Genomic DNA, 22682 nt, shown 5'->3' on the forward strand with positions numbered 1-22682 from the left:
GGCAAAGCGCGAGCGCTTTTGCCGGGAATTTCGTCAACGCCCAGACTTCACTCCATGGCCGCACTGTGGTCCACGGCGGGCGCCGCTTTCGGCTTGCGCAGCAGGAGCACCAGCGGGATGACCGCAAGCGACATCAGCATCAGCAGCTTGAAATCATCCATATAGGCGATGATCGTCGATTGCAGCGTGATGACCTCGTTGAGCGAGGCCCGTCCGGCGGCGGTCAGCGGACTGAGCCCCTGTGCCGCCACCGCGTTGAAGGCATGGTTGAACGGCGTCACATAAGCCGCGATCGATTCATGATTGCTCTGGGTGTTCTCGACGATCAGTGCCGAGACGATCGAGATGCCGACCGCCGAACCGATGTTGCGTGACAGATTGTAGAGGCCGGTGCCGTCGCCGCGCATATGGGCGGGCAGCGTGGCGAAAGCGATTGTCGTCAGCGGCACGAAGAGAAAGCCGAGACCGGCGCCCTGGATGAAGCCGACCGAGACGATCGTCCATTGCGAAACATCGGGCGTCCAGCCGGTCATGTCGTACATCGCCCAGGCGGTCAGGCCGAGGCCGAGCACCAGCAGCAAGCGCGTGTCGACCTTGCCGATCAGCCGCCCGACAATAAACATGCAGAGCATGGTGCCGAGCCCACGCGGCCCCATGACGATGCCGGCGGTGATGACGGGATAACCCATCAGCGTCTGCAGATAGGGGGTCATCAGCGCCAGCGAGGCGAGATAGGTGACGCCAACCACGAAGATGAAGATCATGCTGATCGTGAAGTTCTGGTCGAGGAACAGCTTCGGATTGACGAAGGATTTCTCCGCCGTCAGCGTGTGCACGAGAAGGAGATAGAATGCGGCGGCTGAGATAATCGCTTCAAGCATGATCTCGCCCGAGGAGAACCAGTCGAGCTGCTCACCGCGGTCGAGGAAGAGCTGCAGCGCGGCGATAAACAGACTCATCATCCCGAAGCCGAACCAGTCGAGCTTGGCGAGCGCATCCCTCTTCGTTTCCGAAACGAAGATGACGATACCGGCGAAAGCCAGCGCGCCAATCGGCACGTTGATGTAGAACACCCAGCGCCAGCTGATATTGTCGGTCAGCCAACCGCCGATGACCGGGCCGAGGACCGGCCCGACCATGACCGAGACGCCGAAAAGCGCCATGGCCGAACCACGCTCCTCCACGGTATAAATATCGAGAAGGATGCCTTGGGACAGTGGCACCAGCGATGCGCCGAACAGGCCCTGCAGCAGGCGGAAGGCGACGATCTGGTTCAACGATTGCGCCAGGCCGCAGAGCACGGAGGCAACGACGAAACCGGCGATGGCAACGAGCAGCACGCGCTTGCGGCCGAACTTGGCGGCGAGGAAGCCGGATGGCGGCGTCATGATCGCCGCCGCGACGATATAGGAGGTCAGGACCCAGTTGATCTGATCGGCCGAAGCCGACACGCTGCCCTGGATATAGGGCAGCGCCACGTTGGCGATCGTCGTGTCCAGCGCCTGCATAATGACGGCGAGAATGACGCAGGCCGTGATTGCGCCTCGATTGGCAACGGGCGTCGCTGCAGATGCGGAAGCGTTACTCATGGTCCTTGCCCTGAGGCCGGCCCAGAAGCTTATTGAGGGAATCGGGGAGGCCGCGGGCATGGCCAGTTTCGACATCGACCACCGTGCTCATGCCGACACGGAGCGGCGGCTTGCCTTCGGTATCTTCGATGCTGACGCGCATCGGAATGCGCTGGACGACCTTCACCCAGTTGCCCGTGGTATTCTGCGCCGGCAGCAGCGAGAAGCTGGAGCCGGAGGCGGGGCTGATGCTCTCGACCTTGCCCTTCCATGTCACGCCCGGATAGGTGTCGACGTAGATCTCGGCCGTCTGGCCGGGTTTGACGTAGGTCAGCTCGGTTTCCTTCGGGCTGGCGGCGATCCACAGATGATCGGTGGCGACAAGCGAGAAGGCCTGCTGCGACGCCTGCAGATAGGAGCCGACCTGCAGCGCATTGACATTGGTGACGATGCCGTCGAACGGTGCCTTGACGATGCTGTGGTCGAGTTCGCGCTGGGCATTGTCGACCTGCGATTTGGCCTGCAGGTAGAGCGGGTTTTCCTCGACCGGCTGGTCGGCAGCGCCGCCGAGCTGGGCGAGCGTCGTTGCGGCTTCCGCCTTGGCAACGGCAACCTTCTGCCGAGCCGCGTCCAGATTGTGCTTGGCCTCGTCATAGGCCGACTGCGTCGCGCTGCCATTGTTGACGAGGTTCTGCTGCCGGTCGAACTGATCCTGGTAATAGGGAATGTCGGCTTGCGCCTGCGTGATCTCGGCGAGCGACTGCTGGTAGCTCGCCTTGAGGTTCATGATCTGGTTGCGCTGCGCTCCGAGCTGCGCCTTGGCGCCATCGAGCGCAATCTTGAAAGAATCCGAGCGCAGGCTGAAGAGCACCTGCCCCGCCTTGACCGCCTCGTTCTCATGCACATCGATCCGTTCGACGATCCCCGAGACATCGGTGGTGAGCCCGACCATATCGGCCTGGATATAGGCGTTGTCGGTCGACATCACCTGGCCGCCATTCACGTAATAATAACCGCCGACGACGAGCGCCACCGGCAGCAGGGCAAACAGGATCGGCCGCGTGAGACTGCGCCGGCGGCGGACCTTGTTGCCGCCAGGCGCAGCCACGGCGGCAGCCGGCGCTGAATTGGATGAAGGCGCTTCGGCTACCGTTTCCTGCTGTTTGGCTTGGTTTTCTTCGACAGATGTCTTGGCACTAGCGTCGGCAACGACGCGGAGGGAGGGTTGATCAGCCATCGTTCGTCTCATTCTCTTCGACCGGTGTTCGGCAAGCCTGCACCAGGTTCGTCTTCATTACGGAGAGGATTTGGTAAAGCTGTTCGCGCTGCTCGACGGAGATGCCTTCCAGCGCCTCGCCGCGGGTTACATCCCCGAGTTCGCGCATTTCGGCGAGCAGCGGGTGCGCCTCCTCGCGCATATAGAGCAGCCAGATGCGCCGGTCGGTCGGGTGCTGACGCCGCTCAATCAGCCCGCGTTCGGCGAGTTTGTCGAGAATGCGCACCAGCGTGATCGGCTCGATTTCGAGGATTTCCGCAAGACCGCCTTGATGGATGCCTTCATTATTCGAGAGATAGGCCAGCGTCTGCCATTGCGACCGGGTCAGCCCCAGGCACTTCGCACGCTGCTCGAACCGCTTGCGCAGCAGCCGTGCGACGTCGTGGAGAAGGAAACCAAGGGTCGGAGTGGCGCTCATGAAAACCTGCGATCATTATTTATAAGCTTACTTATAATGTCGGTAGATATATTGAGCTTGTGCAATGCACAAGGGCATGAGCGGCAGATTCGCCCGCCGCCGCGAAAATGCCGCAGGCCGCTAGAGCCATCCCGCGGCTCCCTCCTGCAACCATTTCGAGACTCCGGACAGTAGCCGTGGCCAGCCTCCGCCCTAACTCTGCCTGTAGTCGTCGCCTCCGCCGGAGGTGCCGCATTGGGGAGATCGATGGCGTTCTTCGAAAGCATGCTGACGCTGCTGCTGGTGGCGATCGTCTTTCTGCAATTTTCCAGGAAGTTCCGCATCCCTTATCCGACAATGCTGGCGATCGCCGGCGTCATCGTCGCCGCCGTGCCCTGGGCGCCCGAGGTCGCGATCGATCCCGAACTTGCACTGGCGCTGCTGATCGCGCCTGTGCTCTTCGACGCCGCCTATGATCTGCCGCCGAGGACATTGCGACGCAACTGGCTGCCGCTGTTCTCGCTCGCCGCCATCGCCGTGATCCTGACGGCCGCAGCAGTTGCCATCGTCGGCGTGACGATGGCAGGCCTGCCGATTGCCGCAGCCGTGGCGCTCGGCGCCATCGTCGCGCCGCCGGATGCGGCGGCAGCAACCGCCATGCTCGACCGCTTCACCCTGCCGCGTCAGACCTACGTGATCCTGAAGGGCGAAAGCCTCCTGAACGATGCCGTGGCACTCCTAATCTTCAGTGCCGCCGTGACAGCCGCCGCAAGCCCCGCCTTCTTCGCCGGCGCCCTGGCGGAACTGGCGCTCGCCGTGCCCGGCGGCCTCATCCTCGGTTATCTCATGGGCCGCCTCTACATGGTCGTCGGCCTCAGGCTCGCCGGCACGCTCGGCGGCACCCTGCTCGAATTCGTCGCCACCTTCGGCACGTGGATCATCGCCGAGCACCTGCACCTCTCGGCCATTCTGGCGATCGTCGTCTATGCCATGGTCATCGCCCGCTACATGCCCGAGCGGCAGACCGCCCGCCACCGCATTCATTCCTATTCGGTCTGGGAAGCCGCGGTCTTCCTGCTCAACGTGCTCGCCTTCCTGCTGATGGGCCTGCAGGCCCGGCAGATCGTCCTCGGCCTCGATCCCGGCCGGCTGAATTTCGCAATCACTTTGGCGGCCGCGGTCTTCATCACCGTCATCGTCACCCGCCTGGCCTGGGTGCTCCTCTATAACCGCGTCATCACCTTCCTTGCCGAGCGCGGCTATACCAAGCAAGCCGTTCCCACCTTCGCGACCAGCTTGCTTGCCGGCTGGTGCGGCATGCGCGGCCTCGTCACGCTGGCGACCGCGCTCGCTCTGCCAATCGACTTCCCCGATCGCGACATCATCCTGCTCTGCGCGCTCGCTGTCGTTCTCGGCACGCTCATTGTCCAGGGCCTGACGCTCGGGCCGCTGATCCGTTTCCTGAAATTCGACCCCGACACCTCCCTGGACCGCGACCTCGCCAGAGCTCGTGTCACGTTGATCGATGCAGCCCTTGCCGAACTCGCCGGCGGCGAGGAGAAATCCACCCGCATCCTGCGCGACGTCTATACCTCCGAGCGCGAGATCGCCGCCGACGGGAAACACCCGCGCGAAGTCAGCAGGCTCGACAAGCAGCGCCGCGGCGTCATCGCCGCGAAACGCCGCAGGCTGGCAGCGATGCGTCGTGCCGACGAGATCGACGACGATGTTTTCCACATGCTGGAACAGGAGCTCGATTGGGCCGAACTCGCCGTCCTGCCGCCCGGCCGCGACGAGATCGTCGAGAGTTGACGCCGTCCATGAAGTTTGATGGATTCCGGAACTGCAGCCAATTGGCATTTGCTATTTTTTGCCGCTGCCGTTTATATCCACTTCCATAGCGTCACGATTTTTCCGATGTGCATTGCGTGCCGGCCTTCCTTACCAAGGATTGAACGCCGGGAGAGATCACGGGGGCCAAGGCCTTCGTTCAAATCAAAGACCTGAATAGCATCACTTCATCTTAGGTTCGTCGGCAGTCGATCGGCCGTCGAGATTGGAGGACCGGTATGACTTACGTGCTTCGACAGATGTTGGTGCTTGGCTGCATCGCCACGTTCATGCCTCTGGCCGCGATGGCGCAGGGTGCACCGGCTGCTCCTCCTCCTGTCACCGTCGCAAAACCGGTGGTGCGCGATGTGGTCGACAATGACGAGTTCATCGGCCGTTTCGAACCGGTCGATGAAGTCTCCGTCCGCTCGCGTGTCGGCGGCTATCTGCAGGAAATCCATTTCGAGGACGGGGCCCTGGTGAAGAAGGGCGACCTTCTCTTCGTCATCGACCAGCGGCCGTTCATCACCGCGCTCAACCAGGCAAAGGCGACGCTCGAAGCGTCACAATCCGCCCTGGTCTTTGCTGATGCGCAGTATAAGCGTGCCCAGTCGCTCGCATCGAGCGGCAGCCAGTCGGCGCAGACGCTGGACGATCGCCGCCGCGAATTCGATTCGGCCGAGGCCAATGTCCGCGGCGCGCAGGCCGCAGCCGATCGCGCTTCCCTCGACATGGAATATACCGAGATCAAGGCCCCGCTCAGCGGCCGCATCGACCGCCGCCTGATCTCGGCCGGCAACCTCGTGCAGACCGACCAGACGGTGCTCACGACGATCGTTTCGCTCGACCCGATCGATTTTTATTTTGACGTCGATGAACGCCGCCTGCTGAATTTCGCCGACACGGCGCGCAAACAGGGCCAGGTTCTGCAGCAGGGCGGCGGCGGCGTCGATGTATCCGTCACCATCTCGGATGCCACCGCCAAACCCTTCAAGGGAAAGCTCGATTTCGCCGAGAACCGGATCGACAATGAGAGCGGCACCATCCGCATCCGTGCCCGCTTCCCCAATCCTGATTTCGTCCTTCAACCCGGCCTCTTCGGTCGCATACAGGTTGCAGCCTCCAACACATATAGGGCCATTCTCGTGCCCGATGAGGCGATCGGCTCGGACCAGAATGAACGCGTCGTTTATGTCGTCGACGCAGACGGCAAGGTTACGACCAAACCCGTGAGGCCCGGACCGCGGCTCTACGGCTATCGCGTCATACGCGAAGGTCTCGACGGCACCGAGACGATCATCGTCAACGGCGTGATACGCGCCCGGCCCGGCTCGAAGATCACGCCTCAGATGACCGAACTGCCGCAGGAACGGCAGGACGCTCCGCCTGAGACCGCCGGCGCGGAGAACGGACAATGAGATTTGCTCATTTCTTCGTCGACCGGCCGATCTTTGCGGCGGTCATCTCGATCCTCTTCCTCGTCGTCGGCGGCATTGCCTATACGCAATTGCCGGTCTCTCAGTATCCGGAGATCGCGCCGCCGACCATCGTCGTGCGCACCTCCTATCCCGGCGCCGATCCGCAGACCATCGCGGACACCGTTTCGACCCCGCTCGAACAGCAGATCAACGGCGTCGAAGACATGCTTTACATGTCGTCTTATTCTAGCGCCGACGGCGCCATGTCGCTGACGATCACCTTCAAGCTCGGCACCGATCTCGACAAGGTCCAGGTGCTGGTCCAGAACCGCGTTTCGATCGCGCTCCCCCGCCTTCCCGAGGAAGTCCAGCGGCTCGGTGTGACCACTGACAAGAGTTCGCCTGATCTGATGATGGTGGTGCACCTGCTGTCGCCGTCGCACCGCTACGACCAGCTTTACGTCTCGAATTTTGCCCGCAACCGGATCCGCGACGTTCTCGTGCGTCTCGACGGTGTCGGCGACGTGCAGCTCTTCGGCGAACGCCAGTATTCGATGCGAATCTGGTTGGATCCGGAAAAGCTCTCCGCCTACGGCATGACATCCGATGACGTCGTTTCCGCCTTGAGAGACCAGAACGTTCAAGTGTCGGGCGGCAAGATCGGCGCGCCGCCGGTGACCGGCAAGAACGCCTTCGAATATACGGTGCGAACGGACGGACGCTTCTCCGACGTGCGCGAGTTCCGATACGTCATCGTGAAATCGACGACATCGGGCCGGCTGGTGCAGTTGCAGGATGTCGCCCGTATCGAACTCGGCGCACAGGATTACGTCACAAACAGCTATCTCAACAATGACCCGGCCGTTGCTCTCGGCATCTTCGCCCGGCCGGGAACCAACGCCCTGGACACCGCCCATCAGGTCCAGTCGATCATGAAGGACCTCTCGCAGAATTTCCCGGAGGGGCTGGAATATCGCATCGTCTACGACACCACCGAATTCATCTCGGATTCGATCTCGGAAGTCTATAGAACCATCGCCGAGGCGGCCATCCTTGTGGCGATCGTCGTTCTCGTCTTCCTGCAGTCCTGGCGAACCGCGATCATCCCGATCGTCGCCATCCCGGTATCGCTGATCGGCACCTTCGCCGTCCTGCTGGCCTTCGGCTTCTCGCTCAACATGCTCACTTTGTTCGGCCTGGTACTGGCGATCGGTATCGTCGTCGACGACGCGATCGTCGTGGTGGAAAACGTCGAGCGCAATCTGGCGCGCGGCATGTCGCCGAAGCAGGCCTCCCATGTCACGATGGACGAAGTGGGGACCGCGGTCGTCGCCATCTCGCTGGTGCTGATCGCGGTGTTCGTGCCGACGGCCTTCATCCCGGGGATATCGGGCCAGTTCTACAGGCAGTTTGCGGTGACGATCTCCGTCACGACAGCGATCTCGGCATTGAATTCGCTGACGCTTTCACCTGCACTTGCTGGTATATTGCTGAAAACCCATGACCACGAAACCAGGCGCAAGAATGTCGCCTCGCGCCTGGGAAGCGGCCTTGCAAACGGCTTCAATCGCGGATTCGATCGGCTGAGTTCCGGCTATTCGTGGATCATCCGGCATCTCGTCAGCAACTGGGTCGGATTAACAGCCGCGATGGTCGCCTTCGTCTGCCTGCTTGGAGCAACCTGGTACATCGGCACCAGAGTGCCCGCGGGTTTCATCCCGACCATGGACCAGGGTTACGCGATCATCGTCATCCAGCTTCCGGACGGCGCCTCGCTTGCCCGTACCGACGCCGTCGTCAAGCAGGTGGGCGATATCGCCCGCACCGTGCCCGGTGTCGGCAATGCCGTACAATTCGCCGGCTTCAGCGGGGCGACATTCACCAATGCCTCGAATTCCGGCGTCGTCTTCGTTCCGTTCAAATCCTTTGCCGAACGGGAACAAGGCGGAGAGAACGCCAACAAGATCATCGGCGAGCTTTACGGCAAGCTGCAAAGTATCCAGGAAGCTTTCATTATCGCCATTCCGCCGCCCTCCGTGCGCGGCGTCGGCAACTCCGGCGGCTTCAAAATGCAGATATCCGATCTTGAAAACGCGGATATGACGCGTGTGCTCGGTCTGGCCCGCCAGATGATGGGTGCGGCCGCCACGACCGAGGGGCTGACCGGCGTCTTCACCACATTCTCCGATGCAAGCCCGCAATACTTCCTGGAGATCGACCGTGACAAGGCACGCTTCCTGAACGTGCCGATCCCCAACATCTTCAACGCGCTTTCGATTAATCTCGGCGTCGCCTATGTGAACGATTTCAATGCATTCGGCCGCGTCTACCAGGTTCGCGCCCAGGCAGACCGGCAATACCGCATGGACCGGGACGACATCCTCGCCCTGAAGGTCCGATCGGCGACTGGCGCACTGGTTCCGCTTGGAACCCTGATGGACATCCAGGATTCCAGCGGGCCGGCGCTTGTCCAACGCTACAACATGTATGTCTCGGTACCGCTCCAAGGCAATCCGACGCCAGGCACGTCGACAGGCGACGCCATCAAGAAGATGGAAGCCTTGGCGGCGAAGATCCTGCCGCAAGGAACGACCTTCGAATGGACGGAACTCGCCTATCAGGAAACTCATACCGGCAACACGGCGATCTACATCTTCGCCCTGTCCGTCATCTTCGTCTTCCTGGCGCTGGCTGCACAATATGAAAGCTGGGTTCTGCCCTTGGCGATCATTCTCATCGTCCCCCTTGCTGTGCTCGCCGCGCTGATCGGGGTCTCGTTGAGGGGAATGGACAACAACGTCCTGACACAGATCGGTCTGATCGTCCTGATCGGCCTTGCGGCCAAGAACGCCATTCTGATCGTCGAGTTCGCCAGGCAGGCCGAAGACGAGGGCAAGTCGGCGGTGGAAGCGGCCATCGAAGCCAGCCATCTTCGCTTGCGCCCCATCCTGATGACGGCATTCGCCTTCATCTTCGGCGTTCTGCCGCTTGCCATCGCCACCGGCCCCGGCGCCGAAATGCGCCAATCGCTCGGCACCGCCGTCTTTTCGGGCATGCTCGGCGTGACGATCTTCGGCCTGTTCCTGACGCCGGTCTTCTACGTCGTGCTGCGCGGATGGCGCCGCAAGCAGCCGGTTGAAAAGACGGTGGAGGTCACTCCGACCGAGAGAGAAACGGTCTGAGGCCGGAAGGTCAGGTGGAAAACAGATGCACCTGACCCTGCCACAAGCGGGCGACGGTGAGCTTGCCGCTGCGAAAGGCGCGCGTATCGAGATTGAGCCGCCTCGGCCGTATGTCGGGCTCGTCGTTCGGCGTATGACCGTGAACGACGAGTTTCGGCAACGGTATCCGGCTTTCGAGAAACCGCTGGCGGATGAGGACCAGATCCTCGTCCGTCTGCTCGCCGAGCGGCAGCTTCGGATTGATGCCGGCATGCACGAAGATCACGCTCGGAGTCTCCAGCATGACCGGCATTGCCCGCATGAAGTCGATATGCGTGTGCGGCAGCGACTGGCGGATGAAGGCATCGAGTTTCGCGCCGGTGGGAAAGACCAGGGGCAGGTGATCCGGATCGAGTCCATAGGATCTGAGCAATTCCGCCGAACCCATCCCCATCCAGTCGTCATAGGAGATCCAGCCATCGATATAGTCGAGCATGGCGATTTCGTGATTGCCGACAAGGCAGATGCGATCGAATCCCTCAGGCAGCGGTTCCATGAGATGGGTAATGACCCGCGCCGATTCCGGGCCACGGTCGATATAGTCGCCGAGCGTGACGATCAGCTTACGCCCGGGCAGCCGCTCGCCATCTCGCAGGATCGCCTCCTCGGCTTTCATAAGCAGGTCGTATCTACCGTGAATGTCGCCGATCGCATAGGTTGGGATAGCGGCAATATCCAGCGTCAGACGCGGTCTCGGCTGGCGTGCCATTTTCATCATGTTTCTCGATCAAGGAAGCCCAATTTCACCGTAAGTAGCGTTGAGAACAAGGCAATCAAGCTGGTAGAAAAATTCAAACCATTCGGGTTTTGTAGAAAAACCGGCCTTATCATTCGAGGGGCAATCCCTCAATCCTGTATCCGTCGAGAAGAGAGTGACCGATGGGAACGGTATCGCAGTTTCATGAGAACTTGAGGCCTCCCGCGCATCGCATCGAAAGCGAAGAGGAGGCGATATCCACGGCCCGCGACCTCGCCGCCGCATTCCGGCACCAGGCGAGCGAACGCGATATCAACCGCATCCTGCCCTTTGCCGAGCTCGACGCGCTGTCGGTATCGGGACTGACGGCAATCACTGTTCCGCCCGACCATCAGGGGCTCGACGTGTCGAACGCCCTGCTCGCCGAAATCGTTGCGATCATTGCCGAGGCCGACGCCTCGATCGGCGAGGCGCTGGAAAGTCATTTTTGCGCGCTGGAAACCCTCCGCACCCAGGCTACCGAGGATCTGAAGGCATCGCTGTTTGCCCGTGTGCTGCTCGGAGACCGTTTTGCCGCCGCTACCCTCGCCGACGGGGCCGAACTGACGGCAGAAGGCCCGGGCTATCGCCTGAGCGGACGCACGCGCCAGGCGCGCGGTATTCTCTTCGCCGACTGGATCGCCGCTGCCGCCACCGTGCCGCCGAGCCGCCCGGTAACGCTCTGCCTCGCAAACGACGAAAGCGTGCAGGTGGTCGACGATTGGGACGGCTTCGGCCAGCGCACCAACGGATCGGGGACGGCGATCGTCGGCACGCTTCATGTCAATGCCGATGCGATTGCGCCCGCTCCTTCGTCCGGATATTCGACCGGCATCTCGCTCGGCTTGCTGCTCAGGGCCGGCGTCAGCCTAGGCATCGCGCGGGCCGCATGGACCGACCTGATGACCGCGGTCGGCGATCGCAGCCCGGCCGTCCTTGCCCGGATCGGCGAACGCGCCATCCACATCGAAACGACGGCAGCAGCCCTGGAACGGGCCGGCCGCAAACTCGACATTGCCCAGGTCAATCCTGTGGAGGCCGCGATGGCGGATGCGCATTTCTCCGCCTCGGCGGCCGCGGTCGTTGCCGGCGAAACGGCGCTCGACACCGCAAACGCGCTGTTCGAACTTGCCGGGGAAAGATCGGCCGGCATCGGCCTCAATCTCGACCGCCATTGGCGCAATGCCCGCATTCACGCGCTTTCGCTGCCGCGGGATAGACTGATGCACACCGCAGGCGAATATATGTCGAAGGTCGGCGGTGCCTAATCAGCTGGCGGCGGAGATCGGGAATTCCTCTTTGTCGCCTTCGATGCGGCCGCCGTCGGTGACGAATTGCTCGAGGGTCATATTGTCGAGAATGGCGGCGATCGCGTCACGAACATCGGTCATCGAGCGCCGCACCTGACAGGTCTCAGGATCGGCACAGTCGTCGCAGGCCTCGTAAGCCGTACGGCTGGCACAGCGGATCGGCGCCAATGGCCCGTCGAGCGTGCGGATGACATGGCCGATGCGGATTTCCGAGGCCGGCCGCGACAGCGAATAGCCGCCGCCCGGCCCCTTCTTCGAGCGCAGGATGCCGACATTGCGCAGCTCGAGCAGGATCGTATCGAGGAACTTCTTCGGGATATTATTGCGGGCCGCGATGTCATTGATGAAGGCAGTCTCGCCCGGCGCCAGCCGCGCCAAGTCGACCAGCGCCTTCAGCCCGTATTTTCCCTTTTTCGTCAGCATCGTCGTCGCCTTGTAGAATCGCAGTATTCATCCTGCCAATAGCAGGCAAATAGCGTCAAAAGCGTGAACATACAACAAAATAGCTAATATTTATAGCTTGTATCGGCAACGTCCACAGGCCGGCCCGGCAGTCTTGAGAAAGATCGACTTGCCGAGCCCCGCCGGCGGCTCGGTCAGATCGTCTTCAGCATGCCGCCATCGACGAAATAGGTCGAGCCGACGCAATAGCTCGCGCGCTCCGAACTCAGGAAGACGAAGACATTCGCCAGTTCTTCCGGCGTGCCGAAGCGCTTGGAGGCGGCGTGCTCGTTGGCGACGTTCTGCAGATAGCCCTCCCAATTGCCGCCGGTCTCAGTCGTCAGCTGCTTGGCGGTCTTGATCCAGTCGGGCGTCAGGATCAGGCCGGCATTGACGCAGTTGACGCGGATATTGTCCTTGATGAGCTCGGTCGAGAGCGTCTTCGAAAACATCATCAGCGCCGATTTGCTGACATTGTAGATCGGCTCGTACCAGAGCGGCTGGACGGCGCAGATCGAAGCATTGTGCAGGATCACACCGCCGCCGCGGGCCTTCATCTGCGGTGCGATGCCGCGCGCCAGCCGCACGGCGGCCATCACATGCAGCTCCCAATAGGCCTGCCACTTCTCGTCGGGCGCCTCCATCACAGTCTCATTCGATCCGGTGCCAGCATTGTTGATGAGGATATCGGCGCCGCCCTTTTCGGCAGCCGCCGCAATGATCGCCTCCGTTCCCCCGGCCGTCGCCACATCGGCTGCAACAGCGGTGGCGCTGACGCCGTACTTCCCGGCGATACGGGCGGCTTCCGCCTCGAGCCGTTCGCCGCCGCGGGCCGCCAGCACGAGGTTGGCGCCCTCAGCCGCCAGCCCCTCGGCGATCGCCAGTCCGATGCCGACCGACGCGCCTGTTATGACGGCAGTCTTTCCCTTCAATCCGAGATCCATGTCTTCCTCCGCAACAGCCGGTGGTCCCGGCCTGACTGGTGAGTGTTCCGCCAATGAACTCGGGCGTCAAGCGCCCCAACGCCTATTGCGAGAGGCTCCGATCTGTCGCATGCCTGCATCCAGAGATGGGAGGGTTTTGATGCGACGTTATTCAGCCTGCATAGAGTGGCTGTTTGCCGAAGGAGGCGACAGCTTTCCCGATCGCATCCGCCGCGCCCATACCGCCGGCCTGACGGCAATCGAATTCTGGCGCTGGAGCGACAAGGATCTGAATGCGATCGAGGCGGCGCTGAAGGAAACCGGCCTTGCTGTCACCAGCCTCGTCGCCGAACCGATGATCGCGCTGACCGACGCCGCCAACCGGCGGGCCTGGCTGAAAGGCCTTGCCGAATCCGTCACCGTCGCGAAACGTCTCGGCGCGCCGGTGCTGATTGCCCAGGCGGGCGACGATCTTCCGGGCCTGAGCCGGCAAGAACAGCGCCGGGCGCTGACCGAAACCCTGAAGGCCGGCGCCGATATTCTGGCAGGCAGCGGTGTGCGCCTCGGCGTCGAGCCGCTCAACATCCGCATCGACCATATCGGCTATTTCCTCGATTCGACCCGCGAAGGCCTCGACATCATCGATGACGTCGCCCGCCCCGAGATCGGCATCGTCTACGACATCTACCATTCCGCCGTGATGGACGAGCGCACCGAGGAGGTGCTGAACGGCCGTCCCGACCGCATCATCCACGTCCACGTCGCCGATCACCCCGGCCGCAATGAACCGGGCTCCGGCCGGATTGATCTTGCCCATCGCCTCGGCTGGATCTTCGCCAATGGCTACAATGGCGCCGTAGGTCTGGAATACCGGCCGACCAGGCCTGGCGCGGACGCCGTCAGGGCCGCGGTCGCCGCACTCGGCGGTTAAGCTGAACTGGCGCCTTCGGCAAAGGCTTCAAGCTCGGGGTCGAATTCAACCTCGACGACATTGTTGAAAACGGCCGTGGCCAGCATGATGCCGGCGAAGGCGACAAGATCGACCAGCACCTTGGTGTCGTAGCGCTGTTTCAGCTTCACCCAGAGCTCAGTGGGAACGGCGTTGGAATCGGCGACAACAGCCTTGCCGAAGGCGGCAAGCAGCGCTTCCGCCTCGGAAAGCTCCAGCGCGTCCGGATCGAAACCCTTGTTGATCAGCGCCCGGCGAAAGAAGGTGACGGCGATTTTCGATTGCGCCGTCTTCGAGATCGCATGCGAGAAGATCCAGATCTCCCGGTCGCTGACAGCAGGATCGAGCACGGCCCGCAGCGTGAACCATTCGGCATAGATGCGATGGGCGGCCGGCGAATGTAAGAGCGTCCGCTTCATGTTGGTCATGCGTCCGCGCAGCTTGATTTCCTCGTCATGCGCCGCCCGAATCTCTTGCGAAGCCGTGTCGTAGTCGATCTGCGGGAGGTGGCTCATCGGCTCCGTTCTTTCCTTTGTGCACAGAAGCTATCGGGGTGCAGGGGTATCGTGCGGGCAAATCCGCTTGGCCGCCGCGCCGCTCCCGCCTAGACTGACCAAATCGAAGCGGGAGGCAAGGCATGAGCGACGACCACGAGCATCATCATGTCGACTGGCGGGAACATGGCGTCAAGGTCATTCCCGGCAATTCGCTCGATCCGAACACCGCACAGACGCCGGGCATGAACCGCGCCACCGCGATCAACAATGCCCGCGCCGGCGCCGAGAAGATCTGGGCCGGCACGGTGACGATCCATGCCAACGCCAAGACCGGCGCCCATCATCACGGCGATCTCGAAAGCATCATCTACGTGGTCAAGGGCAAGGCCCGCATGCGCTGGGGCGAGCATCTGGAATATACCGCCGAGGCCGGCCCCGGCGACTTCATCTATGTCCCGCCCTATGTGCCGCACCAGGAGATCAACGCCAGCCGCGACGAGACGCTGGAATGCGTGCTCGTCCGCTCAGGCCAGGAACCGGTCGTCGTCAATCTCGACATCGAGCCCGTCGAAAAGCCGGAAGACGTGCCCTGGATCGACCCGATCCATCGCTGATATCGGGCGCCCAGGCGGGACGGGAAACGGCTGCGGCGGGCTCAGGCGTGAACGACGCCGGCACCGCTGGTGGCGGTGTTCTCGATGATCCGGCCGGTATCGGCGGCATAAAGGTGGATCGCGTTATAGTCGATGGCGATGCCGATCGGATCGCCCGACTTCACCTTCACCGCCTCGGTCAGCGCCACGGCAAAGGGCAACCCGTCGAAATCGGCGTGGACGACGCGGCTTGCGCCGAGCTCTTCGATGAAATCGGCCGTTGCGGTGAGGGCGCCGGGCGCATCCGGAGGCACCAGCCGAGCGGCTTCGGCGCGCATGCCGAGCACGACGCGTTTGCCTTTCAGCGGTGCGGCGCGTTCGCGCGGCAGCACGATCTTGCGGCTCTGGTCGTAGACGAAGACGCCCTCGTCGTTGATCGTGCCCTCGAGCAGGTTCATAGCCGGCGTGCCGACGAAGCCCGCGACGAAGCGCGAGACCGGATGATGATAGACCTCTTCTGGCGTGCCGACCTGCTCCACCCTGCCGCCATTCATCACCACCAGCCGGTCGGCCAGCGTCATCGCCTCGGTCTGGTCATGCGTGACGAAGATCGAGGTGGCGCCGAGACGCCGATGCAGGCGGCGGATTTCGGCGCGCATGGCGATGCGCAGCTTGGCGTCGAGGTTGGACAGCGGCTCGTCGAAGAGGAACACTTTTGGTTCGCGGATCATTGCACGGCCCATGGCGACGCGCTGGCGCTGGCCGCCGGAAAGGGCGGCCGGCCGGCGGTCGAGGAAGGGTTCGAGGCTGAGCGCCTTGGCGACTTCGGCGACGCGCCGGCTGCGCTCCGTCTTCGGAACACCCGCAACCTTCAAGGCGTAGCCGATATTCTCGGCGACGCTCATATGCGGATAAAGCGCGTAGTTCTGGAACACCATGGCGCAGCCGCGCTCGCGCGGCTCCAGCTGGTTGACGACCCGGCCGTCGATGGCGATTTCGCCGCCGCTGATTTCCTCGAGCCCGGCGATCATCCGCAGCAGCGTGGACTTGCCGCAGCCTGACGGACCGAGGATGACGATGAATTCGCCGGACTGAATCTCCAGGTCGACGCCGTGAACGACGGGATTCTTGCCGTAGCTCTTTTTCACATCACGGATTGAGATCGGTGCCACAGGACTATTCCTTCACTTCTCGGTGGAGATAAGGCCGCGCACGAACCAGCGCTGCATCAGGATGACGAGCACCAGTGGCGGCGACATGATGATAAGTGTGCCGGCCATGGCGACGTTCCAGTCGGGCAGGCCGAATTCGGACGGGATCAGGGTCTTGAGCTGCGTCACCGCAATGCCGAAATTCGGATCGGTGGTGATCAGCAGCGGCCAGAGATATTGGTTCCAGGCCCAGACGAACATGATCGTGAACAGTGCGATCATGTTCGGCCGCGACAGCGGCAGCAGAATATCCCAGAAGAACCGAACCGGACCCGATCCGTCCATCTTCGAGGCCTCGGCCAGTTCGTCTGGAACCGTCAGATAGAACTGCCGGTAGAGGAAGGTGCCGGTTGCGGTTGCGACCAGCGGCAGAACGAGACCGGGATAGGAATTCAACAGGCCCCATTCGAGCTTGATCTGAATGCCGGTGATCTGCGCAACGAGCCAGCTTATGCCGGTGAAGTCGAGGATCGTCTGGAACGGCTGCAGCGCGTTGGCCGCAATCGAATAGGTCGGCACGATGCGAACTTCCAGCGGCAGCATCAGCGTGATGAAGATGATCCAGAAAATCACATACCGGCCGCGGAAGCGGAAGTAGACGATCGAGAAGGCCGCCATGGCGGAAAGGATGACCTTGCCGGCGCCGACCGCTGTGGCGAAGATAATGCTGTGGATCAGCTTGTTGCCGAGATCGGCGCGAACCCAGGCGGTCTGGACGTTTTCCCAGAAATGCGAGCCTGGGGTGAGCGGCAGCGGCACGCGATTGACCGTCTCCAAATCGAGCGTCGATGCAACGATGACGATGAAGAAAGGCAGAAGCGCGATCAGCATGCCGAGCGCCAGAAGCGTATAGCAGATGAAGTTGAATATCGGCGTGCGTTCGATCATGTCCGAGACCTCACTTGTAGTGCACGCGCCGCTCGATGAAGCGGAACTGGAAGATGGTGAGCAGAACGACGAGCGCCATCAGGATGATCGACTGCGCCGCAGCCCCGGAATAATCGAGCCCCCTGAAGCCGTCGAAATAGATCTTGTAGACCATGAGTTCCGTCGCGCGTGCCGGCCCGCCCTGCGTCATGACGTCGACGATACCGAAGGAATCCTGGAAGCTTTCGGTGATATTGATGACGAGCAGGAAAAACAGCGTCGGCGTCAGCAGCGGCAGCTGGATATCCCAGATACGGCGCATCGGCCCCGAACCGTCCATGGCGGCGGCCTCGATCAGCGAGCGCGGAATGCCTTGCAGCGCCGAGAGGAAGAAGATGAAATTATAGCCGATATATTTCCAGGAAAAGGCAACAATGACGGCGATCATCGCGTCCTTGCCGTCGAGCGCGGGGTTCCAGAGGCCGGGCCAGACATGATTGATGACCGACAGAAGGCCGGCCTCCGGCGCCAGGATGAAGCGGAAGGCAAGGCCGAGAGCGGGAGCGGCAATCGCGTAAGGCCAGATGAAGACCGACCGGTAGATTTTATGGCCGCGCAGCTCACGATCCGTCAACAGCGCCAGGATGAGCGCCATCCCCATGGCAATGGCCGTCGAGCTGAAGCCGAAGATCATGCTGCGGGTGATCGACTCCCAATAGATCGGATCGCTGAGCAATTGCTTGAAATTGTCGAAACCGACCCAGGCATTGCCGCCGCCCCATGGCTGCTCGAGCGTGAACGCCCAATAGAGCGCCTGCGCACTCGGCCAATAGAAGAAGACGAAGATCAGCAGCAGCATCGGAAACGCGAAGAGCAGTCCGATCGTCGTCGAGGAGAAAGTGACGCGCTTTTCCATGGGTGGTCGTTTTCGGCCTGGTTTGGTTTAGGCGGGAGGCGCGTTCGCCTCCGCAGCCGGTATGAATGGACAAGGACACACCCGGCACGCAAAACGCGGGCCGGGTGCGGCTCATATCGGTCGATCAGGGAAGCTGAACGTTCTTGTAGGTCTGCTGGAAACGGCGCAGCAGCTGGTTGCCGCGTTCGGCAGCGCCATCGAGCGAAGCCTGGACATCGGCATTGTTGACGAAGATTGCCTGCAAGCCATTGGCGATCTCGGTGCGGACCTGCAGCAGGCCGCCGAGGCGGATGCCGTGCGGGGCCGCGTCGCCAGCCGGGGAAACGGTCAGGCTCTGAATGGCGAGCTCGCGGCCGGCATAAGGAGCCTTGTCGTAAAAGCCCTGCTTCTTCAGATATTCGAAGCCGGAGTTGCGAACCGGGATGTAGCCGGTCACGGTCGACCAGGTCAGCGCTTCTTCCGGCTTGGCAATGAAGTTGAAGAAGGCAGCGGCAGCCTTGTATTCAGCGTCCGAATGACCCTTCAGAACCCAGAGCGAAGCGCCGCCGACATAGGAGCTGTGACGGGTTGCATCGCCGTAAGTCGGGAGCATGGCAACGCCCCAGTTCATGCCCTGCTTGGCGGTGCGGCCGATGTTGCCGTGGTCGCCGACCGAGGTCAGGATGACCTGGCAATCGCCGGCAGCGAAAGCTTCGACGAAGGTCTGGCCGACAGCCTTGTTCTTAATGACGGCGAGCTTGTTGTCATACCAGGACTTGAGGTCCTTGATATAGCTGACGAGCAGCGGGTTCTTGTTGAACACCAGTTCGGCATCGAGACCTTCAAAGCCGTTCTTCTTCGTGGCGATCGCTTCGCCGTTCACGGCTTCGAATTGCTCGACGTACTGCCAGACTTCGTTGTTGGAGATGTCAAAGCCGAGCGGGCAAGCATAGCCTGCATCCTTCAGAGCCTTGAGGTCCTCGCCTGCTTCCTTCCAGGTCGCCGGAGCATGATCCTTGCCGATCTTGGCGAAGGCGTCCTTGTTCCAGTAGAGAAGAGCGGTCGAGGAGTTGAAGGGGAAGGAGTACATCTCGCCCTTCGATGTCGCGTAGTAGCCGGAGATACCGGAGAAGTAGTCCTTCCAGTCGACAGTGTAGCCCGTGTCGGCCATCAGCTTGTTTGCCGGATAGTAGGCGCCGGAAAGCATGATGTCGAGCGTGCCGGCGTCGGAGACCTGGGCGATGGTCGGCTGCTTGCCGGCGCGGAAGGCAGCGATGGTGTTCTGCAGGGACGCATCATAGCTGCCCTGGCTGGTGCAGACGACTTCGTAGTCGGCCTGCGACTGGTTGAAGCGATCGCACTGCTCCTGGACACGCTTTGCAATGTCACCGGAATTGCCGAACCAGAAGTCGATCTTGGTCTTATCGGCGGCGGCAGCGGGACCAGCAAGAAACGCTGTAGCGAGAAGGGCGCCAACGGCGCCGAGAAGCTTGGCTTGCATGAGAACCTCGAACGTAAAAGGGACGCGCACTTTCAGCGCACGCCCTATTAGCTGGTTCAAATTGCCGCGGCCAATGAATATTACATGACATGAAACGATCGAAATCGTGCCGTCACAAAACCTTCACGCGGATGTTATTTGTCACGGCCGAGGCTATATTTAGAGAAACCTCGCCAGCCACTCCAGCGCACTGCCGAACAGATATATTTATATTCGAATAAATATAATTTTTAAGGGTTTTTAATATTTGCCTATATTGCGATAGCGCGTCTTTATTCGCTGATATCGTTGCATGAAACTTGCAAAAATGGCCGTCTTTTCTGCCATTGCACTGCTGTGCAACGCCCGGTTTCAGCCCCTGAATCAGAGGGAATCCTTCAAAATTGCAGCAAAATGCGGATCGAATGCACGACTGATCGGTCCGGCGGCAGCTCCGAGCGCCACCGACCAGGGATCGGCCATGCCCGGCTGCAGGCGCGGCAGCGTCCGGCCGCGCCGTTCGGCGATCGAGGGCAGCAGTGGCCCGATGGCGGCGATCAACCTGTTCACCAGTGCGTCCGGGGCGCTGCCGCAGAGGATCACCGTCTGCGGATCGAAGACCGTTTCCATGAGATGGACGCTCCAGCGCAGGTCTGCTGCCGCCGCTTCGATCCAGGTCTCGATGCCTGGATCGCCCTCCAGGACGAGGTCGTTGATCTGTGCATGCAGGTCGGGATCGGCAGGATCGATCGACAGGTGCTGGTAGAGCGAGGCAAGCGAGGCGCGATGTTCGAGCGGCGTCGATTTGCCGTCGGCAAACAGCAGCGCCATGCCGATCTCGCCAGCGTTGCCGTTGGTGCCGCGGTAGAGTTCGCCGTTCAGAATGAGACCGGCGCCGATGCCGTAGCCGACGAAGAGGCAGACGGCATGGTCGAGACCATGGGCGGCTCCCACCATGCGCTCGGCGGTCGCTGCCGCCGCCGCATCGTTCTGCAGGCCGACATCGAGCCCGGTGCCGGCGGTCAGCGTTTCCAACAGCGGAAACTTCTGCCAGGCCTCCATCATCCAGGGGTCGTCGCCATTGCCGGCGACGCCGAAGGGTCCGGGCATGGCGGCGCCGAGGCCGACCAGCCGCTTTTCCGACTGCTGAACGATCCCGGCAAGCTTTGCACGCACGCCGGCAACGAGATCGAGGATGACCTTCGCCCCTTCCGACGGACCTCCTGTGGGAAGGCCGGCCTCATCGCGCACGAGAACGCTGCCGACGAGATCGACCGCGACCGCCCGCGTCACATGCCGGTCGATCTGCAGACCGATCGCAAAGGCGCCCTCGGGAACGAGTCGATAAGGCGTCGAGGGCTGACCTCGGCCCTTCCTCACCGCCTCTTGCGAACGGACGAGGCCGTCGCGCTCGAGTTCTTCGATGATATTCGACACGGTCTGCTTGGTCAGCCATGTCGCCCGCGCCAGATCGGCGCGTGAAAGCGCACCGTTCATCCGCAAGGCATCGATCATCACGCGCCGGTTATGGGCGCTGGTGCCTTCGTGATTGGTGCCGCTCTTGGCCCGGATCGGCCTGCTGTCATTCATGTGCAATTGCCTCTTGACTCCAATAGAATGTTGAAGAAGTAATAAGTCAAGACAATTGACTTAATAAGGGACCGGAGAGTTCCAGGGAACGCAGGAGGCCGGACAAGGCCCCGACGACGCTCCGAGACGAAAACCGGCACGTGTCCGCGCGTGCCTTCTCGAACACCGATGGCGGAAAGTCTGCCCTCGGCCATGCGTAAATGTCACAAACTGGAGGCTGCAATGCTGAAATCCCTTACCAAGACGCTTCTGGGTGCGGCCTTGATCGGCGCATCCTTTGCACCGCACGCTTTCGCCGAAACGACGCTGAACGCGCTCTTCATGGCGCAGGCCGCCTATAGCGAGGCCGATGTGCGCGCCATGACCGACGCCTTCGCCAAGGCGAACCCCGACATCAAGCTCAATCTTGAATTCGTTCCCTATGAAGGCCTGCATGACAAGACGGTGCTGGCGCAAGGTTCCGGCGGCGGTTACGACGTGGTGCTCTTCGACGTCATCTGGCCGGCCGAATACGCCACCAACAAGGTGTTGGTCGACGTCACCTCGCGCATCACCGACGAGATGAAGAAGGGCGTACTACCGGGCGCCTGGACCACCGTGCAATATGACGGAAAATATTACGGCATGCCGTGGATCCTCGACACCAAATACCTATTCTACAACAAGGAGATCCTTGAAAAGGCCGGCATCAAGGCGCCGCCGAAGACCTGGGACGAGCTGACCGAGCAGGCAAAGACGATCAAGGACAAGGGCCTGCTCGCCACGCCGATCGCCTGGAGCTGGTCGCAGGCCGAGGCCGCGATCTGCGACTACACCACGCTTGTCAGCGCTTATGGCGGCGATTTCCTGAAGGACGGCAAGCCGGCCTTCCAGACCGGCGGCGGCCTCGATGCGTTGAAATACATGGTCTCCAGCTATGCCTCCGGCCTGACCAATCCGAATTCCAAGGAATTCTTGGAAGAAGACGTCCGCAAGGTCTTCGAAAACGGCGATGCCGCCTTCGCTTTGAATTGGACCTACATGTACAACATGGCCAACGATCCGAAAGACAGCAAGGTCGCGGGCAAGGTCGGCGTCGTGCCGGCGCCGGGTGTTACCGGCAAGAGCGAGGCTTCGGCCGTCAACGGCTCGATGGGCCTCGGCATCACCTCGGCCAGCAAGCATCCTGATGAGGCCTGGAAATACATCACCTTCATGACCTCGCAGGCGACGCAGAATGCCTATGCCAAGCTCAGCCTGCCGATCTGGGCGTCCTCCTATGAGGACCCTGGTGTCACCAAGGGCCAGGAAGAGCTGATCTCCGCCGCCAAGATCGGCCTTGCGGCCATGTATCCGCGCCCGACGACGCCGAAATATCAGGAGCTCTCGACCGCGCTGCAGCAGGCGATCCAGGAATCGCTGCTCGGCCAGTCCTCTCCCGAGGACGCGCTGAAGTCGGCCGCCGACAATAGCGGCCTCTGAGCAAAGCACGAAACCCCGG

The 22682-nt window shown here is 61.7% G+C and carries 19 protein-coding genes; 7 read left to right on the plus strand and 12 right to left on the minus strand.

Annotation, left to right across the window (positions count from 1 at the left end):
* Nucleotides 1–47: 47 nt before the first annotated feature.
* From QMO82_RS18430 to QMO82_RS18440, 3 genes are read right to left on the minus strand one after another with little or no spacing between them, the layout of a single operon-like run.
* The gene (locus tag QMO82_RS18430) at nt 48–1589 is read right to left on the minus strand and encodes a DHA2 family efflux MFS transporter permease subunit (protein ID WP_183607770.1); all 1542 of its coding nucleotides are present in this window, start codon (nt 1587–1589) and stop codon (nt 48–50) included.
* On the minus strand, nt 1582–2805 hold the full coding sequence (locus tag QMO82_RS18435; RefSeq protein ID WP_183607769.1) for an HlyD family secretion protein: 1224 nt from the start codon (nt 2803–2805) through the stop codon (nt 1582–1584). Before QMO82_RS18435 ends, QMO82_RS18430 begins: the two co-directional genes overlap by 8 nt.
* Nucleotides 2798–3262: a MarR family winged helix-turn-helix transcriptional regulator gene (locus tag QMO82_RS18440; RefSeq protein ID WP_183607768.1), complete on the minus strand. Its 465-nt coding sequence runs from the start codon at nt 3260–3262 to the stop codon at nt 2798–2800. Before QMO82_RS18440 ends, QMO82_RS18435 begins: the two co-directional genes overlap by 8 nt.
* A 246-nt stretch (nt 3263–3508) precedes the next feature.
* On the opposite strand from QMO82_RS18440, the gene QMO82_RS18445 reads away from it, so the two are divergent.
* From QMO82_RS18445 to QMO82_RS18455, 3 genes are all read left to right on the plus strand, one after another.
* The gene (locus tag QMO82_RS18445; protein ID WP_183607767.1) at nt 3509–5053 is read left to right on the plus strand and encodes a sodium:proton antiporter; all 1545 of its coding nucleotides are present in this window, start codon (nt 3509–3511) and stop codon (nt 5051–5053) included.
* Nucleotides 5054–5310: 257 nt separating this feature from the next.
* Nucleotides 5311–6489, plus strand: a complete 1179-nt coding sequence (locus QMO82_RS18450; RefSeq protein WP_183607766.1) for an efflux RND transporter periplasmic adaptor subunit — start codon at nt 5311–5313, stop codon at nt 6487–6489.
* Nucleotides 6486–9671 (plus strand): efflux RND transporter permease subunit, encoded by a 3186-nt coding sequence (locus QMO82_RS18455; protein WP_183607765.1) that lies wholly within the window; start codon nt 6486–6488, stop codon nt 9669–9671. The genes QMO82_RS18450 and QMO82_RS18455 overlap by 4 nt, the downstream gene beginning before the upstream one ends.
* Before the next feature lie 10 nt (nt 9672–9681).
* Here QMO82_RS18455 and QMO82_RS18460 read toward each other — a convergent pair whose 3' ends face one another.
* Nucleotides 9682–10419, minus strand: a complete 738-nt coding sequence (locus QMO82_RS18460; RefSeq protein ID WP_183608332.1) for a metallophosphoesterase family protein — start codon at nt 10417–10419, stop codon at nt 9682–9684.
* A 170-nt stretch (nt 10420–10589) separates the two neighbouring features.
* Between QMO82_RS18460 and QMO82_RS18465 the strand changes: the two genes are divergently transcribed.
* Nucleotides 10590–11714, plus strand: a complete 1125-nt coding sequence (locus tag QMO82_RS18465; RefSeq protein WP_183607764.1) for an acyl-CoA dehydrogenase family protein — start codon at nt 10590–10592, stop codon at nt 11712–11714.
* Here QMO82_RS18465 and QMO82_RS18470 read toward each other — a convergent pair whose 3' ends face one another.
* Together QMO82_RS18470 and QMO82_RS18475 are read right to left on the minus strand one after the other, a co-directional pair.
* Entirely contained in the window at nt 11715–12179 is a 465-nt protein-coding gene (locus QMO82_RS18470) for an Rrf2 family transcriptional regulator (protein ID WP_183607763.1), read from the minus strand. It lies immediately after the preceding gene.
* 173 nt (nt 12180–12352) lie between these two features.
* Nucleotides 12353–13141: an SDR family NAD(P)-dependent oxidoreductase gene (locus QMO82_RS18475; RefSeq protein WP_183607762.1), complete on the minus strand. Its 789-nt coding sequence runs from the start codon at nt 13139–13141 to the stop codon at nt 12353–12355.
* Nucleotides 13142–13280: 139 nt separating this feature from the next.
* On the opposite strand from QMO82_RS18475, the gene QMO82_RS18480 reads away from it, so the two are divergent.
* A complete protein-coding gene (locus QMO82_RS18480; RefSeq protein WP_183607761.1) occupies nt 13281–14051 on the plus strand; it encodes a TIM barrel protein in 771 nt (256 codons plus the stop codon).
* On the opposite strand, the gene QMO82_RS18485 is transcribed toward QMO82_RS18480, so the two are convergent.
* Complete coding sequence (locus tag QMO82_RS18485) at nt 14048–14584, minus strand: hypothetical protein (RefSeq protein WP_183607760.1); 537 nt, start codon at nt 14582–14584, stop codon at nt 14048–14050. The genes QMO82_RS18480 and QMO82_RS18485 overlap by 4 nt on opposite strands.
* A 122-nt stretch (nt 14585–14706) precedes the next feature.
* Between QMO82_RS18485 and QMO82_RS18490 the strand changes: the two genes are divergently transcribed.
* Entirely contained in the window at nt 14707–15180 is a 474-nt protein-coding gene (locus tag QMO82_RS18490; RefSeq protein ID WP_047618592.1) for a cupin domain-containing protein, read from the plus strand.
* Between the two features lie 41 nt (nt 15181–15221).
* Here the strand turns inward: QMO82_RS18490 and QMO82_RS18495 are convergent, their stop codons facing one another.
* The 5 genes from QMO82_RS18495 to QMO82_RS18515 form a co-directional block, all read right to left on the minus strand.
* Entirely contained in the window at nt 15222–16331 is a 1110-nt protein-coding gene (locus QMO82_RS18495) for a sn-glycerol-3-phosphate import ATP-binding protein UgpC (protein ID WP_183607759.1), read from the minus strand.
* Between the two features lie 12 nt (nt 16332–16343).
* Complete coding sequence (locus QMO82_RS18500) at nt 16344–17258, minus strand: ABC transporter permease subunit (RefSeq protein WP_183607758.1); 915 nt, start codon at nt 17256–17258, stop codon at nt 16344–16346.
* 10 nt (nt 17259–17268) lie between these two features.
* On the minus strand, nt 17269–18153 hold the full coding sequence (locus QMO82_RS18505) for a carbohydrate ABC transporter permease (RefSeq protein WP_183607757.1): 885 nt from the start codon (nt 18151–18153) through the stop codon (nt 17269–17271).
* A gap of 124 nt (nt 18154–18277) precedes the next feature.
* Nucleotides 18278–19633 carry an extracellular solute-binding protein gene (locus tag QMO82_RS18510; RefSeq protein WP_183607756.1) on the minus strand — a complete coding sequence of 452 codons (1356 nt, stop codon included), beginning with the start codon at nt 19631–19633 and terminating at the stop codon, nt 18278–18280.
* Nucleotides 19634–19996: 363 nt separating this feature from the next.
* Nucleotides 19997–21202: an ROK family transcriptional regulator gene (locus QMO82_RS18515; protein WP_183607755.1), complete on the minus strand. Its 1206-nt coding sequence runs from the start codon at nt 21200–21202 to the stop codon at nt 19997–19999.
* Between the two features lie 222 nt (nt 21203–21424).
* On the opposite strand from QMO82_RS18515, the gene QMO82_RS18520 reads away from it, so the two are divergent.
* A complete protein-coding gene (locus QMO82_RS18520; RefSeq protein ID WP_183607754.1) occupies nt 21425–22663 on the plus strand; it encodes an extracellular solute-binding protein in 1239 nt (412 codons plus the stop codon).
* Nucleotides 22664–22682 lie beyond the last annotated feature (19 nt).

This window comes from Rhizobium sp. BT04 (assembly GCF_030053135.1).
Taxonomy (GTDB): Bacteria; Pseudomonadota; Alphaproteobacteria; order Rhizobiales; family Rhizobiaceae; genus Rhizobium; species Rhizobium binxianense.

What these genes read in the sequence shown, in the direction of transcription:
- QMO82_RS18430 (WP_183607770.1), bottom strand. Translation starts at nt 1,589, where the DNA reads ATGAGTAACGCTTCCGCATCTGCAGCGACGCCCGTTGCCAATCGAGGC.
- QMO82_RS18435 (WP_183607769.1), bottom strand. Translation starts at nt 2,805, where the DNA reads ATGGCTGATCAACCCTCCCTCCGCGTCGTTGCCGACGCTAGTGCCAAG.
- QMO82_RS18440 (WP_183607768.1), bottom strand. Translation starts at nt 3,262, where the DNA reads ATGAGCGCCACTCCGACCCTTGGTTTCCTTCTCCACGACGTCGCACGG.
- QMO82_RS18445 (WP_183607767.1), top strand. Translation starts at nt 3,509, where the DNA reads ATGGCGTTCTTCGAAAGCATGCTGACGCTGCTGCTGGTGGCGATCGTC.
- QMO82_RS18450 (WP_183607766.1), top strand. Translation starts at nt 5,311, where the DNA reads ATGACTTACGTGCTTCGACAGATGTTGGTGCTTGGCTGCATCGCCACG.
- QMO82_RS18455 (WP_183607765.1), top strand. Translation starts at nt 6,486, where the DNA reads ATGAGATTTGCTCATTTCTTCGTCGACCGGCCGATCTTTGCGGCGGTC.
- QMO82_RS18460 (WP_183608332.1), bottom strand. Translation starts at nt 10,419, where the DNA reads ATGGCACGCCAGCCGAGACCGCGTCTGACGCTGGATATTGCCGCTATC.
- QMO82_RS18465 (WP_183607764.1), top strand. Translation starts at nt 10,590, where the DNA reads ATGGGAACGGTATCGCAGTTTCATGAGAACTTGAGGCCTCCCGCGCAT.
- QMO82_RS18470 (WP_183607763.1), bottom strand. Translation starts at nt 12,179, where the DNA reads ATGCTGACGAAAAAGGGAAAATACGGGCTGAAGGCGCTGGTCGACTTG.
- QMO82_RS18475 (WP_183607762.1), bottom strand. Translation starts at nt 13,141, where the DNA reads ATGGATCTCGGATTGAAGGGAAAGACTGCCGTCATAACAGGCGCGTCG.
- QMO82_RS18480 (WP_183607761.1), top strand. Translation starts at nt 13,281, where the DNA reads ATGCGACGTTATTCAGCCTGCATAGAGTGGCTGTTTGCCGAAGGAGGC.
- QMO82_RS18485 (WP_183607760.1), bottom strand. Translation starts at nt 14,584, where the DNA reads ATGAGCCACCTCCCGCAGATCGACTACGACACGGCTTCGCAAGAGATT.
- QMO82_RS18490 (WP_047618592.1), top strand. Translation starts at nt 14,707, where the DNA reads ATGAGCGACGACCACGAGCATCATCATGTCGACTGGCGGGAACATGGC.
- QMO82_RS18500 (WP_183607758.1), bottom strand. Translation starts at nt 17,258, where the DNA reads ATGATCGAACGCACGCCGATATTCAACTTCATCTGCTATACGCTTCTG.
- QMO82_RS18505 (WP_183607757.1), bottom strand. Translation starts at nt 18,153, where the DNA reads ATGGAAAAGCGCGTCACTTTCTCCTCGACGACGATCGGACTGCTCTTC.
- QMO82_RS18510 (WP_183607756.1), bottom strand. Translation starts at nt 19,633, where the DNA reads ATGCAAGCCAAGCTTCTCGGCGCCGTTGGCGCCCTTCTCGCTACAGCG.
- QMO82_RS18515 (WP_183607755.1), bottom strand. Translation starts at nt 21,202, where the DNA reads ATGAATGACAGCAGGCCGATCCGGGCCAAGAGCGGCACCAATCACGAA.
- QMO82_RS18520 (WP_183607754.1), top strand. Translation starts at nt 21,425, where the DNA reads ATGCTGAAATCCCTTACCAAGACGCTTCTGGGTGCGGCCTTGATCGGC.